Source organism: Pseudomonas sp. BNK-30, from assembly GCF_047456185.1.
Classification (GTDB): Bacteria; Pseudomonadota; Gammaproteobacteria; order Pseudomonadales; family Pseudomonadaceae; genus Aquipseudomonas; species Aquipseudomonas putida_E.
Window position 1 is genome coordinate 1,344,891 of the sequence record NZ_CP179904.1, and the last position, 21,000, is coordinate 1,365,890.

General features: G+C 60.0%; 28 protein-coding genes. All 28 read left to right on the forward strand.

The genetic code is table 11. From position 1 onward, the window contains the following. The first annotated feature begins 111 nt into the window (after nt 1-111). The 28 genes from ACMGGN_RS06280 to ACMGGN_RS06415 all read left to right on the forward strand — a co-directional run bounded on the left by ACMGGN_RS06280 (nt 112) and on the right by ACMGGN_RS06415 (nt 21,000). Nucleotides 112-597, forward strand: a complete 486-nt coding sequence (locus ACMGGN_RS06280; protein ID WP_414156556.1) for a phage terminase small subunit P27 family — start codon at nt 112-114, stop codon at nt 595-597. Next, nucleotides 598-2,319: a terminase large subunit gene (locus ACMGGN_RS06285; protein ID WP_414156557.1), complete on the forward strand. Its 1,722-nt coding sequence runs from the start codon at nt 598-600 to the stop codon at nt 2,317-2,319. Then, nucleotides 2,319-3,590, forward strand: coding sequence for a phage portal protein (locus tag ACMGGN_RS06290; protein ID WP_414156558.1), 1,272 nt, complete (start codon nt 2,319-2,321; stop codon nt 3,588-3,590). The genes ACMGGN_RS06285 and ACMGGN_RS06290 overlap by 1 nt, the downstream gene beginning before the upstream one ends. 18 nt (nt 3,591-3,608) lie before the next feature. Continuing rightward, nucleotides 3,609-4,283 (forward strand): HK97 family phage prohead protease, encoded by a 675-nt coding sequence (locus ACMGGN_RS06295; protein ID WP_414156559.1) that lies wholly within the window; start codon nt 3,609-3,611, stop codon nt 4,281-4,283. Beyond that, a complete protein-coding gene (locus ACMGGN_RS06300) occupies nt 4,283-5,443 on the forward strand; it encodes a phage major capsid protein (protein WP_414156560.1) in 1,161 nt (386 codons plus the stop codon). The genes ACMGGN_RS06295 and ACMGGN_RS06300 overlap by 1 nt, the downstream gene beginning before the upstream one ends. A gap of 41 nt (nt 5,444-5,484) precedes the next feature. Beyond that, a complete protein-coding gene (locus ACMGGN_RS06305) occupies nt 5,485-5,679 on the forward strand; it encodes a hypothetical protein (RefSeq protein WP_414156561.1) in 195 nt (64 codons plus the stop codon). Continuing rightward, a complete protein-coding gene (locus tag ACMGGN_RS06310; protein ID WP_414156562.1) occupies nt 5,676-6,005 on the forward strand; it encodes a head-tail connector protein in 330 nt (109 codons plus the stop codon). The genes ACMGGN_RS06305 and ACMGGN_RS06310 overlap by 4 nt, the downstream gene beginning before the upstream one ends. Next, nucleotides 6,002-6,340, forward strand: coding sequence for a phage head closure protein (locus ACMGGN_RS06315; RefSeq protein WP_414156563.1), 339 nt, complete (start codon nt 6,002-6,004; stop codon nt 6,338-6,340). Before ACMGGN_RS06310 ends, ACMGGN_RS06315 begins: the two co-directional genes overlap by 4 nt. After that, nucleotides 6,333-6,818 carry an HK97-gp10 family putative phage morphogenesis protein gene (locus tag ACMGGN_RS06320; protein WP_414156564.1) on the forward strand — a complete coding sequence of 162 codons (486 nt, stop codon included), beginning with the start codon at nt 6,333-6,335 and terminating at the stop codon, nt 6,816-6,818. Before ACMGGN_RS06315 ends, ACMGGN_RS06320 begins: the two co-directional genes overlap by 8 nt. Next, nucleotides 6,815-7,183, forward strand: coding sequence for a DUF3168 domain-containing protein (locus tag ACMGGN_RS06325; protein WP_414156565.1), 369 nt, complete (start codon nt 6,815-6,817; stop codon nt 7,181-7,183). Before ACMGGN_RS06320 ends, ACMGGN_RS06325 begins: the two co-directional genes overlap by 4 nt. 61 nt (nt 7,184-7,244) lie before the next feature. Further along, a complete protein-coding gene (locus ACMGGN_RS06330) occupies nt 7,245-7,736 on the forward strand; it encodes a phage tail tube protein (RefSeq protein WP_414156566.1) in 492 nt (163 codons plus the stop codon). 7 nt (nt 7,737-7,743) lie between these two features. Then, complete coding sequence (locus ACMGGN_RS06335; protein ID WP_414156567.1) at nt 7,744-8,211, forward strand: phage tail assembly chaperone family protein, TAC; 468 nt, start codon at nt 7,744-7,746, stop codon at nt 8,209-8,211. 2 nt (nt 8,212-8,213) lie between these two features. Further along, on the forward strand, nt 8,214-8,432 hold the full coding sequence (locus ACMGGN_RS06340; protein ID WP_414156568.1) for a hypothetical protein: 219 nt from the start codon (nt 8,214-8,216) through the stop codon (nt 8,430-8,432). Nucleotides 8,433-8,481: 49 nt separating this feature from the next. Beyond that, entirely contained in the window at nt 8,482-9,285 is an 804-nt protein-coding gene (locus ACMGGN_RS06345; protein WP_414156569.1) for a DUF6694 family lipoprotein, read from the forward strand. Continuing rightward, the gene (locus ACMGGN_RS06350) at nt 9,286-11,787 is read left to right on the forward strand and encodes a phage tail tape measure protein (protein WP_414156570.1); all 2,502 of its coding nucleotides are present in this window, start codon (nt 9,286-9,288) and stop codon (nt 11,785-11,787) included. Between the two features lie 24 nt (nt 11,788-11,811). Then, on the forward strand, nt 11,812-11,952 hold the full coding sequence (locus ACMGGN_RS06355) for a hypothetical protein (protein WP_414156571.1): 141 nt from the start codon (nt 11,812-11,814) through the stop codon (nt 11,950-11,952). 38 nt (nt 11,953-11,990) lie between these two features. Beyond that, nucleotides 11,991-12,575: a hypothetical protein gene (locus ACMGGN_RS06360; protein WP_414156572.1), complete on the forward strand. Its 585-nt coding sequence runs from the start codon at nt 11,991-11,993 to the stop codon at nt 12,573-12,575. Then, the gene (locus ACMGGN_RS06365; RefSeq protein WP_196187969.1) at nt 12,575-13,174 is read left to right on the forward strand and encodes a hypothetical protein; all 600 of its coding nucleotides are present in this window, start codon (nt 12,575-12,577) and stop codon (nt 13,172-13,174) included. Before ACMGGN_RS06360 ends, ACMGGN_RS06365 begins: the two co-directional genes overlap by 1 nt. Before the next feature lie 3 nt (nt 13,175-13,177). Then, entirely contained in the window at nt 13,178-13,576 is a 399-nt protein-coding gene (locus ACMGGN_RS06370) for a DUF6950 family protein (RefSeq protein WP_414156573.1), read from the forward strand. Beyond that, nucleotides 13,573-16,620 carry a DUF1983 domain-containing protein gene (locus ACMGGN_RS06375; protein WP_414156574.1) on the forward strand — a complete coding sequence of 1,016 codons (3,048 nt, stop codon included), beginning with the start codon at nt 13,573-13,575 and terminating at the stop codon, nt 16,618-16,620. Before ACMGGN_RS06370 ends, ACMGGN_RS06375 begins: the two co-directional genes overlap by 4 nt. Continuing rightward, on the forward strand, nt 16,620-17,663 hold the full coding sequence (locus tag ACMGGN_RS06380) for a hypothetical protein (RefSeq protein WP_414156575.1): 1,044 nt from the start codon (nt 16,620-16,622) through the stop codon (nt 17,661-17,663). The genes ACMGGN_RS06375 and ACMGGN_RS06380 overlap by 1 nt, the downstream gene beginning before the upstream one ends. 11 nt (nt 17,664-17,674) lie before the next feature. Next, the gene (locus ACMGGN_RS06385) at nt 17,675-18,862 is read left to right on the forward strand and encodes a hypothetical protein (protein ID WP_414156576.1); all 1,188 of its coding nucleotides are present in this window, start codon (nt 17,675-17,677) and stop codon (nt 18,860-18,862) included. Continuing rightward, nucleotides 18,862-19,188: a hypothetical protein gene (locus tag ACMGGN_RS06390; RefSeq protein WP_414156577.1), complete on the forward strand. Its 327-nt coding sequence runs from the start codon at nt 18,862-18,864 to the stop codon at nt 19,186-19,188. The genes ACMGGN_RS06385 and ACMGGN_RS06390 overlap by 1 nt, the downstream gene beginning before the upstream one ends. After that, complete coding sequence (locus ACMGGN_RS06395) at nt 19,181-19,459, forward strand: tail fiber assembly protein (RefSeq protein ID WP_119687357.1); 279 nt, start codon at nt 19,181-19,183, stop codon at nt 19,457-19,459. Before ACMGGN_RS06390 ends, ACMGGN_RS06395 begins: the two co-directional genes overlap by 8 nt. A 57-nt stretch (nt 19,460-19,516) precedes the next feature. After that, complete coding sequence (locus tag ACMGGN_RS06400; protein WP_414156578.1) at nt 19,517-19,960, forward strand: structural protein P5; 444 nt, start codon at nt 19,517-19,519, stop codon at nt 19,958-19,960. Next, nucleotides 19,957-20,274, forward strand: coding sequence for a DUF6527 family protein (locus ACMGGN_RS06405; RefSeq protein ID WP_075044713.1), 318 nt, complete (start codon nt 19,957-19,959; stop codon nt 20,272-20,274). The genes ACMGGN_RS06400 and ACMGGN_RS06405 overlap by 4 nt, the downstream gene beginning before the upstream one ends. Then, nucleotides 20,259-20,774 carry a DUF2514 domain-containing protein gene (locus ACMGGN_RS06410; RefSeq protein WP_414156579.1) on the forward strand — a complete coding sequence of 172 codons (516 nt, stop codon included), beginning with the start codon at nt 20,259-20,261 and terminating at the stop codon, nt 20,772-20,774. Before ACMGGN_RS06405 ends, ACMGGN_RS06410 begins: the two co-directional genes overlap by 16 nt. 13 nt (nt 20,775-20,787) lie before the next feature. After that, complete coding sequence (locus tag ACMGGN_RS06415; protein WP_125923335.1) at nt 20,788-21,000, forward strand: hypothetical protein; 213 nt, start codon at nt 20,788-20,790, stop codon at nt 20,998-21,000.

Here is a 21,000-nt window from a genome sequence, read left to right on the forward strand (position 1 = left end):
AATATCGTTTCAGGGGAGGGGGAGGGTCAAAAGTTCAGGGCCTTTAGCTCGGACACCGCGCCCTCAGTCGTTTTTTTACACCCGCGAAATTAAAAATTCAGGAGTTGCGCGATGGGAGGCACCGCCACGGTCGCCGGCCGTGGTCGCAAACCCAAGCCGACGGCCAAGAAACAGCTCGCCGGCAACCCAGGCAAGCGAGCGCTCAATACTGCTGAGCCTGAGTTCTCCAAGATCACCGACGTTGAACCGCCCGAATGGTTGAGCGAGCGCGCTGCCGTCATGTGGAAAATGATTCTTCCCGAGCTGCTGCGCGAGAACGTCGTGGCCCTCACGGACCTGCACAACGTCGAGGCCTTCTGTACCGCCTATGACAACTGGCGGATGGCTCAAGAGTCGATCAGGGAACACGGCATTGTTGTTGCCGGCGCAACCGGAGGGCCAGTGAAGAACCCCGCACTGACCGCAGCCAACGAGACGATGCGGCAGATGGTTACCTTCGGATCGTTACTGGGCCTTGACCCATCCAGCCGGACCCGGCTGATCGGCGGAAACAAGGACAAAGTCACCAACGAATTCGCCAACTTACTGAGCTCATAGATGACCAAGGCCCTGCACCCCAACGTCGACAAGGCGATGGCGTGGGGGCGGTCCGTGCTGCGCGGGAAGGTACCGGCCTGTCGGTACATCCACCAGGCGATCCAGCGGCACTTCGATGACCTGGCTGCGAGCCGCAAGCGAGGCTTCCGTTTCAAGTTCGATCCGGCCAAGGCCGAGAAGAAGCTGAAGCTGATCCAGCTGCTGCCGCACACAAAGGGCGAGTGGGCTTTCAAGCGTCAGCTCATCAGCCTGGAGCCGTGGCAGCTGTTCGGTATGGCGGTCACCTTCGGCTGGCTCAGGAAGAAGGGCGGGCACCGCCGGTTCCGCGAAAGCTACTGGGAGGTCCCGCGCAAGAACGGGAAGTCCGTGATCGCGGCCGGTGTGGGCATCAGCATGTTTGTTGCCGACGGCGAATTCGGCGCCGAGGTCTATTCTGGCGCAACGACCGAGAAGCAGGCGTGGGAGGTATTCCGGCCGGCCAAGCTCATGGTGAGCAAGTCGCCCATGCTGATCCAGGCAGCGGGCATCGAGGTCAACGCCTCGAACATGAACATCCCGTCCGACTTCAGCCGCTTCGAGCCGCTGATCGGAGACCCCGGCGACGGCGCCTCGCCCAGCTGTGCCATCGTCGACGAATACCATGAGCACCGTACCTCGGCGCAGTACGACACCATGCTCACCGGCATGGGCGCTCGTCGGCAGCCGTTGATGTTCATCATCACCACCGCCGGCGCCGATATCGAGGGCCCCTGCTACGACAAGCGCCGCCAGGTGATCGAGATGCTCGAGGGCACGGTCCCTGACGACGAGTTATTCGGCTACATCTGGACACTCGATGAGGGTGACGACTGGACTGACCCGAAGATGCTGGCCAAGGCCAACCCCAACCACGGGGTGTCGGTGTTCCAGGAATACCTGGAAAGCCAGCAGGCGAGGGCGATCCGCTCCGCTCGCTTCACCAACACATTCAAGACCAAGCACCTGAACCTATGGGTGAGCGCCAAGTCCGGCTTCTTCAACATGGAAGACTGGAAGGCGTGCGAAGACACGACCCTGACCCTGGAGCAATTCGAAGGGCAGGAGTGGATCGCTGGTTTCGACCTGGCCCGCAAGCTGGACATGAACTCGCGGGCCCGGCTGTTCTGGCGGGTCATCGACGGCAAGACGCACTACTACAGCGTCGCCCCGAAATTCTGGGTGCCCTACGACACGGCATTCAACAGTGACAACAAGCGCATGTCGGAGCGGTTTCAGGCCTGGGTCAACTCCAAGCACTTGGAGGTCACCGATGGCGCCGAGATCGATTACCGCGAGATCCTCGAGGACACCAAGGAGGCCAATCACCAAGCGCCGCTGCGCGAGTCGCCGATTGATCCTCATGGTGCGACAGGCCTGAGCCATGACCTCGACGACGAGGGCTTCAACCCGATCACCATCACGCAGAACTACACCAACATGTCGGACGCCATGAAGGAGCTGGAAGCGGCCATCACGGCCGGACGGTTCCATCACGACGGTAACCCGATCATGACCTGGTGTATCGGCAACGTCATTGGCAAGTGCCTGCCAGGCAACGATGACGTTGTTCGTCCGATCAAGCAGGGCGACGACAACAAGATCGACGGCGCCGTGGCGCTGATCATGACGATAGGCCGGATCCTAGCTAACGCGGATGTACAGGGCTCTGTCGATGACTTCCTCTCTAGACCGATGAGCATGTAATGGCAGACACCGACTACAGCATTGACCTGCGCACGCGCAGTCCCTTCTGGGCACGTATGGCCAGCTTCTTTGTCGGCGGCCGCCTGGTAACGCCTGAGAAGGGTTCGCAGAACGGCCCGGTGTCCGCCTCTGGAGTGGTGGGTGACTCGGTCGTGAGCGACGAGCGATCGCTGCAAATCTCTACAGTGTTCGCCTGCGTTCGCCTGATCTCCACCGTCACCGCCGGCTTGCCGCTGGATGTCTTCGAGACCAAGGGTGACGACCGGATGAAGGTCGGCATCACCAATCCGCTGGCCCGCCTGCTGCGCTATAGCCCGAATCAGTACATGACGGCCGTCGAGTTCCGCGAAGCGATGACCATGCAGCTCTGCTATTACGGCAATGCCTATGCCCTGATCGAGCGCAACAGCGCTGGTGACGTCATCAGCATGATGCCGCTGATGTCCGTGAACATGGATGTGCGGCTTGAAGGCAAGCGCGTGGTGTACCGATATCGGCGAGACAGCGAATACGCAGACTTCAAGCCGGCAGAAATCTTCCATCTCAAAGGCTTCGGCTTCAACGGCCTGGTCGGCCTGTCGCCAATCGCGTTCGCGGCGAAGACGGCCGGGGTCGCAGTGGCAATGGAAGACCAGCAGCGTGACTTCTATGCCAACGGCGCCAAGTCGCCTCAGTTGCTGATGACCGGCGAAGGAAAGGTGCTCAATAAGGACCAGCGGAACCAGGTCGAGGAGAACTTCAAGGAGATCTCCGGCGGACCCGTCAAGAAGCGACTGTGGATCCTGGAGGGTGGATTCACCACCCAGGCCATCGGCGTTAGCCCCCAAGACGCGGAAACCATGGCGGCCCGCAAGTTTCAGGTTAGCGAGCTGGCGCGATTCTTCGGGGTACCGCCGCACTTGGTTGGCGACGTGGAGAAGTCCACCAGCTGGGGAACAGGCATCGAGCAACAAAACCTCGGTTTCTTGCAGTACACACTGTCGCCATACCTCAACCGCTGGGAATACGCTATCGAGCGCTGGCTACTGAAGCCAGGCGAAGTCGGTCGACTCCATGCGGAGCACAACCTGGAAGGCCTATTGCGCGGCGATTCCACCGCCCGGGCCAACTACCTGAAAACAAACGTAGACGCCGGCCTCTTGACCGTCAACGAAGGCCGGCGCCTCGACAATAGGCCGCCACTCCCCGGCGGTGATGTCGCAACTCGGCAGTCGCAGAACGTGCCGCTCACTCAACTTGGCCAAACGAACCCCGCATCCAGCGGGGTTTAGTTTTTCTGGAGGCTGTAGATGCCCAGCATTTGTAAAACCCTGGCTTTCGACCAGGCCGCGATCAAGTTCGCAAGCGGTGGCGCCCAGGGCGTGTTCGAAGGCTATGCCAGTGTGTTCGGCGTGGTCGACAGCGATGGCGACATCATCGAGCCAGGTGCCTTTGCCCAGGCGCTGAAGACCCAGAGCCGCGCCGTGGCCATGTTCTTCAACCACCGGCGAAACGAGATTCCGGTGGGTAAATGGCTGGACCTGGCCGAGGACAGCACCGGCCTGCATGTGCGCGGCGAGCTCACTCCGGGCAACCCGCAGTCCGAAGCGCTCAAGGCCGCGATGATTCACGGCACGGTCGGCGGAATGTCCGTCGGCTTCAGTGCGGCGAAGAGCGACATCACGTCGATCGCCACCGGTTACTCGTTCCGCAACGTGACGCGCCTGAGCGAAATCAGCGTGTGCACCTTCCCGGCCAACGAAGCGGCCACCGTCTCCACGCTCAAGAGCATGGAGACCATCGAAAGCATCCGCGACGCGGAGAGCTGGCTGAGGGAATCCGCCGGCCTCTCCAAGTCCGAAGCGCAGGCGTTGATCGCCCGCATCAAGTCCGCAGTTCGGAGCGAGTCCGAAAGCGGCGACCCCACTGAAATCGCCGCGCTCCTGGAGCGCCTGAAAACTTTCCCCTCGTTGGAGACGAAATAATGGACTTGGCCCAAATTCAAAAAGCGATCGAGACCGCTCAGAATCGCATGACCGAGCTGTTCGACGCGCAGAAAAAGGAAATCACCGATACCGGTGAAATCAGCAAGAAACTGCAGAGCGAGCTGACCACCGTTCAGGACGAACTGAAAACCGCTGGCACCCGACTGTTCGACCTGGAGCAGAAGCTGGCTGGCGCTAACCCGGACGATCCGACCAAGACGAAGAGCTTCGCCGCGCAAACCGCTGAAGACCTGAAGAAGTCCTGGGATGGCAAATCCTCGGGCAAGGTTGACGTGAAGAGCTTCGACAAGCAGCTCGGCAGCGGCGCCGCTTCGGCTGGCGCGCTGATCCAGCCACAGGCGAACCCGGGGATCCTGATGCCAGGCCTGCGCCGCCTGACTATCCGCGACCTGCTGGCGCAGGGTCGCATCAGCTCCAACTCGCTGGAATACGTCCGCGAGAATATCTTCACCAACAGCGCCGCGCCGGTCGCCGAGGGCAATCTCAAGCCCGAGTCGAACCTGACCTTCACCAAGGAAACGGCGACCGTCAAAACCATCGCTCACTGGATCCAGGCGTCGCGGCAGGTGATGGATGATGCGCCGATGCTCGAGTCGTACGTGAACAACCGCCTGCTGTTTGGCTTGGCACTGGTCGAAGAAGGCCAGTTGCTCAACGGCGACGGCACCGGCGACAACCTCATCGGACTGAACCAGGTGGCCACCGCGTATGACGCGAGCCTGAGCGTGGCTGGCGACACCCGTGCAGACCTGATCGCGCATGCCATTTTCCAGACGAGCGAGTCGGAGTTCGAGGCGTCGGGCATCATCCTGAACCCGCGCGACTGGCACGCCATCGCTCTGCTGAAGGATGCGGATGGCCGCTACATCTTCGGCGGGCCCGCAGCGTTTGCGGCGAAAGTGATGTGGGGCCTTCCGGTCGTAGCCACCAAAGCGCAGGCCTTGGGCACCTTCACCGTTGGCGGCTTCGACCTGGCGTCCCAAGTCTGGGACCGCATGGATGCGACCGTGGAGATCAGCCGCGAAGACCGCGACAACTTCGTGAAGAACATGCTGACCATCCTCTGTGAAGAGCGCCTGGCGCTGGCGCACTACCGCCCGACTGCGATCATCAAGGGTGCCTTTGCACCTGCCGCATAACTGAGTCCGAGGCCGGGGCAGGCAACTGCCCCGTGTGCACCATGAAGAAGATCCGTGCCCTGCGTCAGTTCTCCCACTACCACGCCGGCAACTTCGATCAGCATGAGACGCGATCCGTGCTGGATGAATATGCCGAGGCGTTGGTCGGTCTGGGCCTTGCTGAGGAGGTGATCGATTCCGAGCATCTTCCCGAGCCAGAGCCTATCCCTGAACTGAAGTCGAGCAAGAAAAAATGACCGTGACGGCACTGGAGCTGCTGCCGATCGACACGATCAAGATGCATCTCCGTGTCGATCATGCTGCTGAAGATCCGCTGATTGAGCTGTACGCGGAGTCGGCCTTGGCCTGGGCGCTGTGGTTCTGCGACAACCCGAAGCTGGTTGAGGTCGCTGACTTTCCGGCCAGCTTCAAAGCTGCACTGCTGTTGCTCATTGGTCATTCCTACGCAAACCGCGAGGCGATCGTGACGGGGACCATTGCGACTGAGCTGCCCTTGGCCGTTGAGTCGCTACTGTGGTCGTCACGCAACTGGCATGGCCCGCCAGATGAGGTAGTCCCATGAAGGCAGGCGATCTTCGGCACCCAATCGTCATCGAGCATGAGGTTGCAGTTCGCGATCCGGTAACAGGCGAATTCGGTGAACAGGCATGGCAGCCGTTCGCCAATACGTGGGCTTCGGTTGAGCCGCTATCCGCCAATGACCTGATCGCGGCCCAGGCCGCACAGTCCGAAGCCTCAGCCCGGATCGTTATCCGGTACCGGCCAGGCGTGCTGCCCACGATGCGCATCGTCCACCGCGGCGAGATCTATAGCATCGAGGGCCCGCCGCTGCCCGATGCCGACTCCGGCCTGGACTACCTGACCATCCTGGTCTCGAAGGGGGTGAAGGATGGCTGACGGCGTCGAGTTCAGCATCACCGGCTTGGATACCCTGCTGGGGAAGCTGGAGTCGGTCAGCTATGACGTTCGGCGCAAGGGTGGCCGGGCAGCGCTGCGCAAGGCCGCTCAGGTTGTGGTGCAGAAGGCCAAGGAGGGCGCAGAGCGGATCGACGACAAGGAAACAGGGCGCTCCATCGCTGAGAACATAGCCCTGCGCTGGAACGGTAGGCTGTTCAAGCAGACCGGCAATCTGGGGTTCCGGATCGGTGTGCTGCATGGCGCCGTGCTCAAGGATGGCGGAGACCTCAGCCCGAACTCTCCCACGCCGCACTGGCGCCTGATCGAGTTCGGTACCGAGAACATGGCCGCCGTGCCGTTCATGCGCCCGGCCTTGGCCAACAGTATCAGTGTGGTGACCAATACCTTTGTCACCGAATACGAGAAGTCGATAGACCGCGCCATCCGGCGCGCTGCGAAGAAGGCTGCGTCCTCATGACACCACCAATTTATCAGCTGTGCTCCCAGGCGGCGGCCGTTACGGCGCTGCTCGGCACCGGCGCAGATCTTCGGCTCTACTCGTTTGGCGAGGCGCCCGAGGGCGTAACCAAGCCATACGCGGTGTGGCAATTGGTCAATGGCGAGCCAGAGAACTACCTGACCGGCCGGCCAGATGCTGACGGTGTGACGCTGCAGATCGACGTTTACGGAACCACTGGCACCTCTGTGCGCCAGGTCCGCGATGCCATGCGTGACGCCATCGAGTTGCAGGCTTATATCACGCGGTGGGGCGGCGAGGGCCGTGACCCGACCACAAAGAATTACCACATCAGCTTCGACGTGGACTGGATAGTCCAGCGATAGCTCAATCCATGCCCTACGGCCCGCCTTGTGCGGGTTTTTTATTGCCCGACAGGAGACCACCATGTCGATTTTGACCCAAGGCACCCAGGTCTACGCCCTGGTGCCACCTGCCACTGGCACAGGCCCGCTTAGCGTGATGGAGGTGGAATGCGCCACCGCCTTCAACCCTGGCGGTTCTCCAAAGGAGCAGATCGAGGACACGTGCCTCAGCTCGAAGGAGCGCACCTACAAGCCTGGATTGCGAACCCCTGGCCAAGCGTCTCTGACCATCAACGCCGATCCCAACAACGCCAGCCACATTCGCCTGCATCAGATGTCCGAGGCCGATGGTGACACCACGGTCAAATGGGCAGTGGGTTGGTCGGATGGCACCGCGGCGCCGACCCTCAACACCGAAGGGGATGACTTCGAGCTGCCCGAAAGCCGCACTTGGTTCGTCTACGAGGGCTACGTTGCAGACTTCCCGTTCGACTTCGCCGCCAACGCCGTGGTCAGCACTGCGGTTTCCATCCAGCGTTCGGGCGGCTCCGCCTGGATCAAGAAGGTAGCCTGAGGCCCTCATGAAGCTCACCATCGACACGCTTCAGCAAGTCGGCTCTTTCACGGGCCGCCCTGTCGAGAAAGAAATCTCCTGGCGCCAAGGTGCGGAGCAGCTGACAGCCACCGTGTTTGTACGTCCGCTGGGCTACCAGACGGCAGTCAGCGATGTTTTGGCAGCCGCCGGCCACCAGGACAGTATCGCTGGCCGCATCGCCGCGGCGATCTGCAACGAGGAAGGGCAGCCCGTCTTCACGGCAATGGACATCACCCACGGCCCGCTGGATAAGGCAGAGCAGGCGAAGGACCCGAAAAGCACCAAGCGCCTCGGCGCGCTGGACGGCAATCTCACCGTGGCGCTGCTCACCGCGATCCATGAGGTGAACAACCTGGGAAAGACGACGAGCTCACCGACCTCGACGAGCTCTGGCATGAACTCGTCCTCGCCGGAGTCGGCGGCCGCACCATCGCGGAAGCGCAAGAAAACCTGAGCTTGCGCGAGTTCCATTCCTGGGTGAAGTACCAGAGGCGTCGCGGCTCGCTCCATGTGGGGATGCGCATAGAGCGAAGCGCTGCGCTGGTGGCTTCCATTCTGGCCAACCAGGCGCGCGACCCCAGGCGTCGGCCAGAGCCGTACACCCCTGAGGGCTTCATGCAGCATGGTGACCAGGTGGTGGCCAGTTTGGAGCTTGCCATGTCGAGTTGGTCGTGAATCAGAGGCATTTTGCTATGCTGCGCGGTTTTACTCATGGAGAAGTGAAATGCGTAGGTTCATAGCCCTGGCTCTAGTGGCAGGCCTCCTAGCTGGATGCGGAGAACCGAAGGTTGACGGAACGTCGGAAGAGGCTTTCAAGGCCTCAGTTTCTAAGGTTGCCGAAAGCCTTCCTAGCGATCAGCGTGAGAAGTTTAAATCCGATGTGATGTTCTTAGCGCTTCAGAACATGGACTTTGGCAAGGTGCTCCAAGGGAAGAAAAGCGCCGACGATCTCGCTGGAGATATGCAGGCCGCTTTGAACGGAATGACTGCGAAGGAAGTATCAGCCAAAGCCGATATTCTTCGAGCGGAGCGGGCCGAGCGCGAGCGTAAGCAGGCATTGGCGGAGATCGATGAGCTAGCTTCTAGGCAAACTCAAGCTGAAGCGGCGAAGGCCAGCCTCAAGAAATTTGATGTGCAGAAGTCGCGCTTTTACAAAGAGAGTCAAAAGTACAGCTTCCGCGCAAAGCCCATCATCGAGATGACGGTATCGAATGGCACTGACAAAGCGGTGGCAAGGGCTTACTTCAAGGGCACGATTGCGACGCCTGGCCGATCGGTTCCTTGGCTGGTCAAAGAATTCAACTACGAGATATCCGGTGGGCTTGAGCCTGGAGAGGTCCAAAATTGGTCTTTGGCTCCCAATGAGTTCAGCGAGTGGGGTAATGTCGAGCCTCCTAAAGACGCCATCTTTACTGTTGAGGTTGAACAGCTTGACGGTGCTGACGGCAAGCCGCTCTTTGGCGGCAGCAAATTCACTGAGCGCGATGAGGCCAGATTGGCGAAGTTGAGGGCCCAGTACCCAAATTGAATGAAACCCGCTTCGGCGGGTTTTTTTATGGAGATACCTATGGCTTCTAGGTCGCTTGGAACACTGACCCTGGATGTCATCGCACAGGTCGGAGGCTTTGTTGCCGGCATGGAAAAGGCCGAGCGAAGCTCGCAGAAATGGCGCAAAGAGGTGGAGAAGGGCGCCAAGGCTGCGGGGGTTGCGATCGGTGCAGCGGTAGCGACGGGGGTGACTGCACTCGCGGCATTCACCGTGTCGACAGTACGGACGGCTACCGAGATAAGTCGTCTCTCTTCTGTAGCGGGAGCGAGCACTACAGAGTTTCAGCGCTATGCCGCTGGCGCTCAAACGCTTGGCGTTGAGAACGACAAACTTGCGGACATCTTCAAAGACGTCAATGACAAAGTAGGCGACTTCCTCCTCAATGGAGGCGGCGAGCTGCAAGACTTCTTCAAAACCATTGCGCCGAAGGTCGGCATCACTGCTGAGCAGTTTCGGAACTTATCTGGCCCACAGGCATTGCAGCTATTCGCAAGCAGCCTGCAAAAAGCTGGGCTCAGTCAGGCAGAAATGACCCAGCAGATGGAGTCGCTCGCCAATGACGCGACCCTGCTGCTGCCACTCCTGCGAGATAATGGTGCGGGTTTCACCGTGCTGGGCGAAGCGGCCGAAAAGGCTGGCGCCATTATGGATGAGAGCACCATCCGCGCTACGCAAGAGCTCGCTGCGGCTGGATGGTTAGCGCAGCAGTCAATGGACGGCATCAAAAACCAGTTGGCTGCTTCTCTCATGCCAACCCTGAGCGACTACTCACAGGTGCTGTTTGATCTAAGCCAAGACACCGACGCAGTGTCGTCTCTTTCAGCGGGCCTGAAAGCTGTATTGGATGTCACTGCTAAGGCCGGCCTCATAGTCGCCTATGTTTTCGAGCTGACAGCTCGTTCTCTTTCTGGTCTGGTTGACATAGCTGGAGGCGCACTAGACGGGGTTGATTTTGCAAGACCTATAGACGCTTTCAACAAAATCCGCGAGAACTCGGCGACTCTAACAAATGAAGTCGGCAACGAGCTTGATGAGCTTGATAAGCGTTACAACAGGCTGTGGCAGAGAATCGACGAGGCTGGCTCTTCTGGTCAGGCCAGTGGAAAGATCCGGGAAATTGCCGATGCACTGAGTAAGGTCAATGAGGCCGGCGCAAAAGGGACGTTCACAGCGCCATCCCCGGACGCCCAGGCGGCAGCAAAGGCTGCTGAGAACGCCGTCAAGAAACTCCAATCCCAGTTTGATACCAGCGAGGAGGGTTACCGTCGCCAGATCGCCCTCATCAATACCGAGGTGGACAAGCGCAAAAGCGCCACTGAAGTGGCCAAGCTCCAGTTTGAGGTTGAGGAAGGCAAGCTGAAGGGCATCACCTCCCTGCAGCAGGCGAAACTGAAAGGCTTGGCCGAAGAACTGGACAAGCTCAAGCAGTTGAAACTCGCCAACGAGGACAATGCCAAGGCTGCCTCCTATGCTGCGACTCTGTCTGCGGCAAACGCTACCGCTCAGTCCGGCCTGAACATGGAGTTCGTCGGCGCGGGCATGGGCAGCCAAACCCGTGAGCGCCTGCAAGGCATCCTGGAAATTCGCCAGGAGTTCGACCAGAAGTTTGCCGACCTCCAGGCTCAACGAAATGCTGGCGACATCAGCGACAGCCTGTTCAAACGAGAGGCAGAGCTGCTCCAGTCCTCACTGGAAGAGCGGCTGTCGATGCAGGTCGACTATTACAACCGGCAGGATGAGCTGCAAACCAACTGGCTGGACGGTGCCAAGGACGCTTGGCAGGACTACGCGGACCATGCTCGGGACCTGTCGTCGCAGATGTACGACGTGACCAGCAATGCCCTGGGCAGCCTGGAGGATGAACTGGTTGGGTTCGTCAAGACGGGCGAGTTCAACTTCAGCGATTTCGCAGAAGGCATTGCCGATGATCTGCTGCACATGCTGGTGAAGGTGGGGCTGCAGATGGCAGTGAACGCAGCGATTGGCAACTCTTCCGCTGCAGCCTCTGCCGCGCTGGCGGCTGCAACGGGTACCGCGATGGCTGCGGCTTACGCTCCCGCTGCGGCAATGGCCTCCCTGGCGTCCTTCGGTGCCAACGCCGCCCCTGCTTCCGCAGCCATTACCAGCACCACCGGCCTTGCCAGCAGCTTGGCATTGGTCGGTATGGCGCACGACGGCATCGACAGCGTTCCCCGCGAGGGCACCTGGCTGCTGCAGAAGGGCGAACGGGTAACTACGGCCGGGACGAGCGCGAAGCTGGACCGCACCTTGAGTGATATCCAGGCAAACGGCAGTGGCCAGGGCGGTATCGGCTCTCTGCCTCCCATTCAGCAGCAAATCATCGTCCAGGGTTCTGCCGACGATGCCACTCTGGCGCGGATTCAAGAGGCCGCGAAGCAAGGCGCCCAGCTCGGCTATCAGATGGTGCTGAAGGACTTCCGCAGTAACGGCCCGGCACGGCAGCAATTGCGGAAGGGCTGACCACCCAATAGAGGAGACACGCAAATGGCCAAACGGGAAGAAAACTCGAAGGCATGTATCGACAAGGACATGCTGGCGCGCATTCAAGAGGCCGCGAAGAAGGGAGCGATGCTGGGCTATCAGATGGTGCTGAAAGACTCCCGTAACCGTGGGCCATCGCGGTAGCAGAAGCGCAGCACGGATCGACCACTAGGAGAACCTACATGGCAATCGCATGGCCGGAAGGCCTGTGCCCGAGTGAAATGACCTGGGGCGTCGTCTACAACAACCGGGCGTTCACTTCGACCTTGTCGAATGCCCAGCAGATCGTGGGTTATCCAGGGGCTTACTGGCAGTGCCAGCTGACTTTCTCCGCTTTGTCGCGAGAGGAGGAGCGGATCCTGACGGCGTTCATTGGACGCCTGCAGGGTATGTTCAACACGTTCAACCTGCCGGCGTTCACGCGCAAGCGTACCGATTCGATTGGTGCGCCTGTGGTGGTCACTGCGGTGGCCCAGGCCTCATCGATGCGCCTTGGCGGCGTCACGCCGAGCAAGAAGGTGTTCTCGATGGGCGACTACATCACCATCGGCGGCGTCATGTTCGAGGTCGTCGACAACGCCACTTCGAATGCCGCCGGCGAGGTGGTGGTTAATGTGAACAAGCCGATCCGCAACAATATCGCCGCCGGCGCCGTGGTTGAGTACAAGGCGCCGTATGCAGAGATGCGCAGGACCAGCGACACCCACGCGCTGACCGTGCGGCCCCTGGTGGCCAACGGTGCGCTCGAGTTCAGGGAGGCTTTCTGATGGCCGGTGCATTCCCTTTCAGCCAAAGCGTTGTCGACATCATCGCGCAGGGCCGCTTCATGGCGGTTTATGCCTGCCAGCTGGATTTCCCCGATGGAATGGTCTTTGCCCATACCGGTACCGGCGACCTTGTGCTGGACGGCATCACCTATCAGGGCGTCGGAACGTTCGGCGAAGTCGGCCAGGCACAGGAGAGCAGTAGTTCGGGCTCCCCCATGAGCGTTGAACTGACGCTCAACGGCCTCGACGCCACGATCATCAGCGAGACCAGCCTGAAGGGATGCCGCGGGCGCAACGCCAAGCTGCTGTTCGTGGTGATCAACCAGGCGGGCGAGTACGCGGCAGACATCCTCTTCAGCGGTCGCATGGACGCCGCCCAGTTCGCCTACAGCGGCAACGGCAGCGACGGAAACGCCATACGCGTCCCGATCATCGACCGCATGGCCGAATGGAGCAGGATCGCCACCGAGCGCTGGACGGACGAGAACCATCGAGCCCGGTATCAGGACGACCGCTTCTTCTTCGCAGTCGCCCAGATGGCCGACTGGCCCATCTACTGGGGGGCCAGCAAAGACGCACCTTCCTTCAGCTACGAGTAGACCATGCGCAATCGAGACTGGACCACGCAACTCGCCAGCACAATCAAGGCCGCCACCGAGCGGCCTTTTTCATGGGGCGAATTTGACTGCTGCCTGTTCGCGGCTGACTGCGCGTCGGCTGTTTGCGGGATTGACCCTGCTGAGCAGTACCGGGGGCGGTACACGACCGAAACCGGCGCGAAGCGCTTGCTCAAGAAGAATCATGGCTCGCTTGAAGGCGCCTGGGATGCCTGTTTTCAGCGCATCAACCCGGCGTTCATCCAGCGCGGCGATGTGGCGCTGTACGACGGTGCAAATGGGCGCGGTGTAGCGGTGTTCTGGGCCGGCGAGTTTTGGTCGGTGACGGAGGACGGGGTAGGGCGTATCGCCTGCGAGCCTCTTGTGGTGTGGAGGGTTGAATGAGCAAGGCAGTCAGGAAAGTCGCACTGGTCGCCGCCGGCGCAGCCCTGGGCTTCGTTACTGGGGGCATCGGCTTCGCCCTCATCGGCGGCGCCGTAGGCCTGTTCGTCGGGTCGCAGCAGGATGCCGCCCTGAAGACCGGCAGCACCAGCAGCGAGCCATCGGCGCAAACCGTTCGATCATCCAAGGCGCCTGCCCGCTTCATCCTTGGCCAGGTCAGTACGGGCGGCGTTCTAGTTTGGGCCCAGGAGCAGACCGGCACCCAGAGCAATGGTGAATGGGTGCACCTGGTGTATGTGCTCAGCGAAGGGGCCATTGCCGGCTTGGACGCCATTTACCTGGGCGAGGAGGAGATCGCCACCTTTGGCGAGTATGCGTCCTATGAACTGGTGACCGACCCCACCCAGGTGAATGCCTTCCTCAATGCAAACTGCCGGGACTGGCGCGACACGCAGATTGGTCGCGGGCTGTCCTTCGTCCGGCTGTCCCTCAAGCACAACGCCGAGAAATTCCCGTCCGGCATTCCTGACGTGCGGTTCATCGTGCGCGGGCGGACGGATCTTTATGACCCTCGCACCGGGATGACTGGGTATAGCCAGAATACTGCACTGCACATGCTCTGGTTCCTGCGCGCTCGCTGCAAAGTGCCTGACGAGGAAATCGTCTTCGAGAGCTTCGCCAGTGCGGCGAACGTGTGCGATGAGGCCGTCACCAATGCTGATGACACCGCCGGTATTCGGTACCGCACTGGCTGCGTTATCGGCGCCGATGAGCAGCGCACCCAGGTAATCCAGAAGCTTGAAGAGTCCTGCGCGGGCCAGCTGATTCGAGTGGGCGGCAAGTGGATGATGCAGGCCGGGGCGTATTACGGTCCCTACGATTTCGAGATCACCGAGGACATGATCGTCGGTACCGTGTCGGGGACCACTGAAGTCAACAACGACACGGCGATCAACATCGTTACCGGCACGTTCATTGACCCATCCCAGACATGGGCCGAGACTGACTTCCCAGAGGTCCGCATTCAGCAGTGGATCGACGAGGATGGTGGCGAGGCCGCTGAATCCATGTCGTTAGGCTACGTGACCGATGCCTACCAGGCCCAGCGCCTAGCCAACATCAAGTTGCGCCGCGCTCGTGCTGGCGGATCCCTGCAGCTGCCGATGAACTTTGCCGGCTACAACTGCCGGCCTGGTCGGGTCGTGCGGGTCAATCTGCCATCCCTGAACATCATCGGGGAATTCATCGTCACCGATTGGAACATGGCGGCCGATGACGGCTGCACCGTGACCGTTTCCCAGTATGAGCCGGCGATCTTCGATGATGCCGTGGGCCAGCCATACAACCCAATCGGGTTCATCAGCCTTCCCGCCGGCGGCTTGGGCAGCCCGAGCAATCTGGTTTGGATCGCTGATGGCAGCGCCGAGGTCGTGCAGGGCATCCTGTCGTGGGCAGCACCATTGGGCGTTGTCACCGGCTACGCGGTCACCGTTCGCCAGGGCAACACAGCCGTGCAGGCCCAGCAAGTGCCGGCAACGACGCTGCAGCTGCCACTCTCGGGCCTTCCGTCTGGCAACTACACGATGAGTGTGGCCGCCCTGGGCCCGCTGGCGCGCTCCGGCGAGGCGAGTATCACGGTCAATATTGATGGGCCGCCCATACCCGAGGCGTGCACGGTACAGTCCACCATCGACACCATCACGCTTTTCCCGAGCAACCCGTTGCACAGCCTGAATGGCGGCACCTACGAGTACTTCTTCAGTGAAGACCCGCAGACGCCGGCCGGGCAAGCGCTGTACTTGGGGCAGGGGTTAAGCCTGACGCACACGGGACTGGCCTTCTTTACCAACTACTACTACTTCATCCGTTCGCGTAACGCATACGGTGTCAGCGGCTTCCTGAAGATCGCGGCGTCCACGTCGAGCGACGTTACAGCCATGCTCGCGGCCTTAGCCGGCCAGATTGGAAAGACCGAGCTGGGGCAGGACATCTTGTCGGATCTAGAGAAGATTCCAGGACTCGAGGACAAGATCGACGCCTTGGGCGCGCTGGCGGCTTATGACAAGGACACGGCCTATGCCAAGGACCAGATGGTCGTCGTGGACGGAAAGATCTACCAGGCCAAGCAAGCCGTGCCGGCGAACTCGTCTGGCGCGAACACTCCGCCGAACACCACCTATTGGATCGATGTGGGGCAGTCGCTTGTCACGGCTAACGGGATGGCCCAGCAGGTGGCCGCCAACACTACGAACATCAGCACCATCGATGGCAAGGTGACTGCCCAGGCCACAGCCTTCGAGGCGCTGCGCGCGGCTTACCGCGACGATGATGGCGAGGGTGAGCTGGCCGATGCATTGAAGGGGTGGGACAGCACAGCGGCGATCGCAACCGAAGAGCGTGTGCGGGCCAGCGAAAATCTGGCCATGGCCGAGCGTGTCACCACGCTCGACGCCAAAGTGAGCGATAGCGAGGCGAACATCACTGAGCTGCAGAGGGTAGTGGCCACGAACGAAACGGCCACGGCAACCAAGATCGACCAGCTGAACACCTCGCTTGGGCAGACGAATGCTGCAGTGCAGACCACCAGCCAGGCCGTATCGGCGCTGGACGGGAAGGCCAGCACAATGTGGTCGGTCAAGATGCAGGTCAACGCCCAGGGGCAGTACGTGGCGGCTGGCATTGGCCTGGGCATCGAGAACGGTCCGGCTGGGCTGCAGAGTCAGTTCCTGGTAAGCGCTGACAGGTTCGCTGTGGTCAACGGGGTGAACGGAACTCTCTCGTCGCCATTTGTGGTGCAGAGCGGCCAAGTCTTCATCAACCAAGCCTTTATCAATCAGGCATTCATTCAGCAGATCATCCTCGGGATGACTCTGCGCTCGCAGGCCGTAGATTCACAGGGGCGTCCATTGATCGAGCTGGACATGGTCAATGGCACCTTCACCCTACGCGGCCAGGATTCCAGTGGAAGTCTGTTGATCAACAACGGCGGGGTCTACGCCTACGACGCCAACAGCATCGAACGTGCCGCTCTGGGGAGGATGACCTGATGGCTGACGTCTACGGGCTAAGGACTAAAGATGCAGCCGGGTCCATTACCCTCGATACAACCATCACACCCATTCGCTCGATCAAGATGATGCAGGTCACTGGGAATAATGCATTTGAGCAGACAGTCGCCATTCCTGAAATCAAGGCTGAGTCGTTTGTTGTGGTCGACACGCTGGAGAATGCCGGCGAGCTAACTTGGTCGCCTCCGGCATTCTGGGGAACTGGCTCTCTTACACTTCGGCAGCCTCAGACCAAGACGTGGCAAGTAATGGTCCTCTCCAAGGGCGGCGAACCGTTCGAGGCGTCCGGAAGCTATGGGATTCGTGCTAGAAATGGTAGCAATTCCACCCAGATTGATGCCGTCAACAAGGTGCTTTCCGTTACATCAAGCGGAAGCTTTTCTTTCGGCGGCACACAAGCAGGCCTGATCCAGTCAATGACAGTTTCATTCCCGTCCGCAATAACCACCTATGAGCGGCCCTTGGTGTTTTTCAATGCGGCCAATTACATGATGGTTGGTAAGTTCAGGATAACTGGAGCTCCGGGTAACTGGACCGGATTTACAGTCAGGTCTTACAGCTACGCCGGTCATGGAGATATCGCCAAGAGCCCGCAGACGATCAAGTGGTTCTGTGCGTCATATCGTTCATTTACCAGCAGCCCTGGAAAGTATGGGGCCTCTGTCAAAGATGCAGCCGGAAACTTGCTATTTATCACTACCGCGAACCTTTCACTTCTGAATAGTCAGCCCGCAAACAACTCTTTTGTAGTCGCGGGAACTCCTATCACTGGCAGCAACTATTACGACGCAAGCTATCAAATGGCTTGGACCGGCAGCTACGACGATTACGTTCTGGCGAATTCTCTATTTTCGATGACCAACATCATCCAGACGACCCAGCCGTACCGTACGAACTACGGTGGTTTCTTACCTGGAAATAGAAACGTGCTTCAGATGTTTTGCGAGAACGTCGACGGAGTCAATCCCGTTGGTGCAAATGGTCGCACGCTATTTGCGTCTCGACCAATGAAACCACTTTGAAGGAAATATTCATGCCTTGGTACAGGACAGGTACGGTCGCGATCACGGCTGGCCAAACGACGGTGACCGGTACTGGCACCGCCTTTGCGCTCAACGCCCGGGTGGGCGATGCGTTTCAAGGGCCGGATGGCCGCTGGTACGAGGTGACTAACATTGCCAGCGCTACGGTGCTGAGCATCCTGCCAGCCTATCAAGGCGCGACGGTTTCGACAGGTACTTATGGCCTTGCCCCAATGCAGGGGTACGTCAAAGACTCTGCCGATGCTTTGCGCGCCCTAGTGAATCAGTACGGTAATAAGCTGGCAGCTCTGGGTACAACGGGAAATTACGATATTTTGCCGGTGGCAAAGGGCGGCACTGGCGGCGCAAACCAGACTGATGCGAGAGCAGGGCTTGGCCTGGGTACCTCCGCTACTTTGCCGGCAACCATTGCACAAGCTGCTGGATCGATCAGCTTGCCCGCTAGTTCGGTAGTCCGAGTTCAAGAAGCTGTATTCGCTGCGCGCGCCCTGCATGGGCATTATGTGAACGATTCTTCAGTGAACATCGACAACTTGCCTGGTGGTTCAGCTGGCCTTTACAGCGCCGCTACGTTAGGAGCAAAACCTCCAGCGGGAACCTTTTGGTGGATTGAAACCCAGCAAACGTACACTGGAAGCTCTCGTGTTCAAACCGCTGTCAGCTACGGCTCAAGCGGAACGTCAGGAGCAGCGCTGAAGGCACGCGAATGGATACGAATTAGCAACGTGGGAGGAACTGCATGGGGCACTTGGGCTGAAATATTCACAACGGAAAACATTGTCGGCACGGTCGGCCAGTCTGGGGGCACTCCAACTGGCTCAATCATTGAGCGCGGCAGCAATGCAAATGGCGAGTACACCCGCTTTGCTGATGGTACTCAGATCTGCACCACAAAAGTACGCACCATCAGAACACTAAATTCCCCATCTGGGTCTGTTTTCCATGGCGGTAGCGAGCCCCTGAGGCAATTCCCTATAGCGTTCTCGTCTGCACCGACGATCCAAATCACAGCGGGCTTGGAAGTTGGCGAGGCTTGGTTCGCTACAGCGGCAGGCACTACGCCTAACGGCTTGCTGCTTTCGGCAACAAGTTGGCCCGCTGGCTATGTGTTCACACAAGTTTCGCGGGCCGCTACTTATGTTTGCGTTGAATATACAGCAATAGGAAGGTGGTTCTGATGGTCATCAATTTCTCGCCGGTCCGTATGAGCGAACAGGTAATGGTTGATCGCGAAGGCGATGTATTAAGGATCAATGGTGAGGTTTTCGACTTCGGGCCTCTGTTGGAAGGGGCCACCTTGCCGGTCGATGCTATTGCTTCGGAGTGGTTCGCCGGTTCTGTGGATAGGATTGGTGGAGAACTCCACATCACCCTGGCCCTCCCTCACGGTGCCGACGCCCCAGAAGAAACCCGATTCCCTCAGCCCATCATCATGGACTTCGATGGCGCGGTACCGCTGCCACCCTACAACGCCCAGCCCGTAGAGGATTCGTCAGATGAGTAACATTGAGTGGTCCATGATGATCACGGCTGAAATGAAAGCAACCGCAGCCGCTGCTGCTTTGTTGGAGCAGGTCCAGGCAGAGATTGCCGGGCTGCGCAAAGTCGCAGACGACGCCATTGCTCCGCTGCAGGATGCCGTCGACATCGAGGACGCGACCACTGAAGAGGTGGCCGCTCTCACGCTGTGGAAGAAATACCGCGTAGCCCTTAATCGTCTCCCTGAACAGGAAGGCTACCCCAACGAAATCAGCTGGCCCGCGCCGCCGGCTTGACCCGTACTGAATTCACCGACCGCCGCCTGGCGGTATTTTTTTGCCTGGAGAATACCCATGACCCAAGCCCAGCCCAGGGGCGTGCGCAATCGCAACCCCGGCAATATCGACTTCAACCCACGCAACGACTGGCAGGGCCAGATCGGCAAGGAGCCGGGTGGCCGCTTCGCTATCTTCGATACACCCGAGAACGGCATCCGCGCCCTGGGCAAGCTGCTGATCAACTACCGGGGGAAAGACGGTATGCCAGGCGTGGGTGGGAAGGGCATCGATACCGTTCTTGAGACCATCAACCGCTGGGCGCCGAGCAACGAGAACGACACCCAGGCCTACGCCGACGCCGTGGCCAAGCGCCTGGGCGTTCGCCCCACCGACCCGATCAACATCAAAGACCCGACCACGCTGCGCGGGATGGTTGTCAGCATCATCATCCACGAGAACGGCTGCAACCCATATCCGCCGGCGATCATTGACGAAGGGGTACGGAGGGCGCTGGCATGACGATCAAGACGATTGGCCGGTGCCTGGGTCAGGCCGACGATGGCTCGCTCTGGTTTTTCTGCAATGGCTGCAATCTCCCCCATAGCCTGAACGTGGGTGCAGGCAATGGGCCGCGCTGGGGCTATAACGGCAACGCCGAGGCCCCGACCTTTACACCGTCAGTTCTGTCTCGGTATCGGATGGGCAGCAAGGAGACTATCTGCCACTCCTTCGTGACCGAAGGGCGCATCCAGTACCTGGCGGACAGTACCCATCAACTGGCCGGCCAGACGGTCGACCTTCCCGACTGGGAGGCAGCATGGAACAACTGGTAGCCAGATACAGCGCGCCCCTGCGCTGCATTGTCCTGTTGCTGTTGTTGGCATCCTATTGGGGCGTCTACCAGCATGGCAGATCGGTGGAGCGAGCCGAGGCCGCTCAGGCTTCAGCTGAACGTGACAGCGGCGACCGCCTGGCCGAGGTGCTCGGCGAGCGCGGTGCCCGGCAGGAAGAACAACGGCGCGCCACGGCGCAGGAGGAGGTGAGAGCGCATGCTCAGGAAGAACGAACGATTGCTGATGCTGGCGCTGCTGGCGCCGATGCTGCTGGCCAGCGGCTGCAGCACGAAGGCGCCAAGCTCGCCGCCACCGTCAGTTGCACCGGCACGGATACCGCCGCTGTCGTCCGAGGCCAAGCAGCCACCCGCGCCGCAATGGTGCTCTCCGAACTGCGCGACCGGGCTGATGCTCGAGCGGGAGAGCTGGCGAAAGCTTATGACCGTGCCCGAATAGCCGGCCTGGCCTGCGAAGCATCCTATAATGCGCTGATCAACTGATCGGAGCAGGGTGGTGGGGAAGCGCACTTTTATTGGGCTGGTGGAAGCGGGTGAGCCGCTGATCAAACAGGCTATCGATGCTATGCGGGAGTATCACGAAGCGGAGGACGCCGCCTTGCCTTCGAATGAGGTTCAGCGGTTGCGCCTACTGGCGGATTCGCTGTACCAAGCGGTTATCGATTACCAGTTAATCCAAGCAGGACGGGCACCGTCTACCATTCAGTGA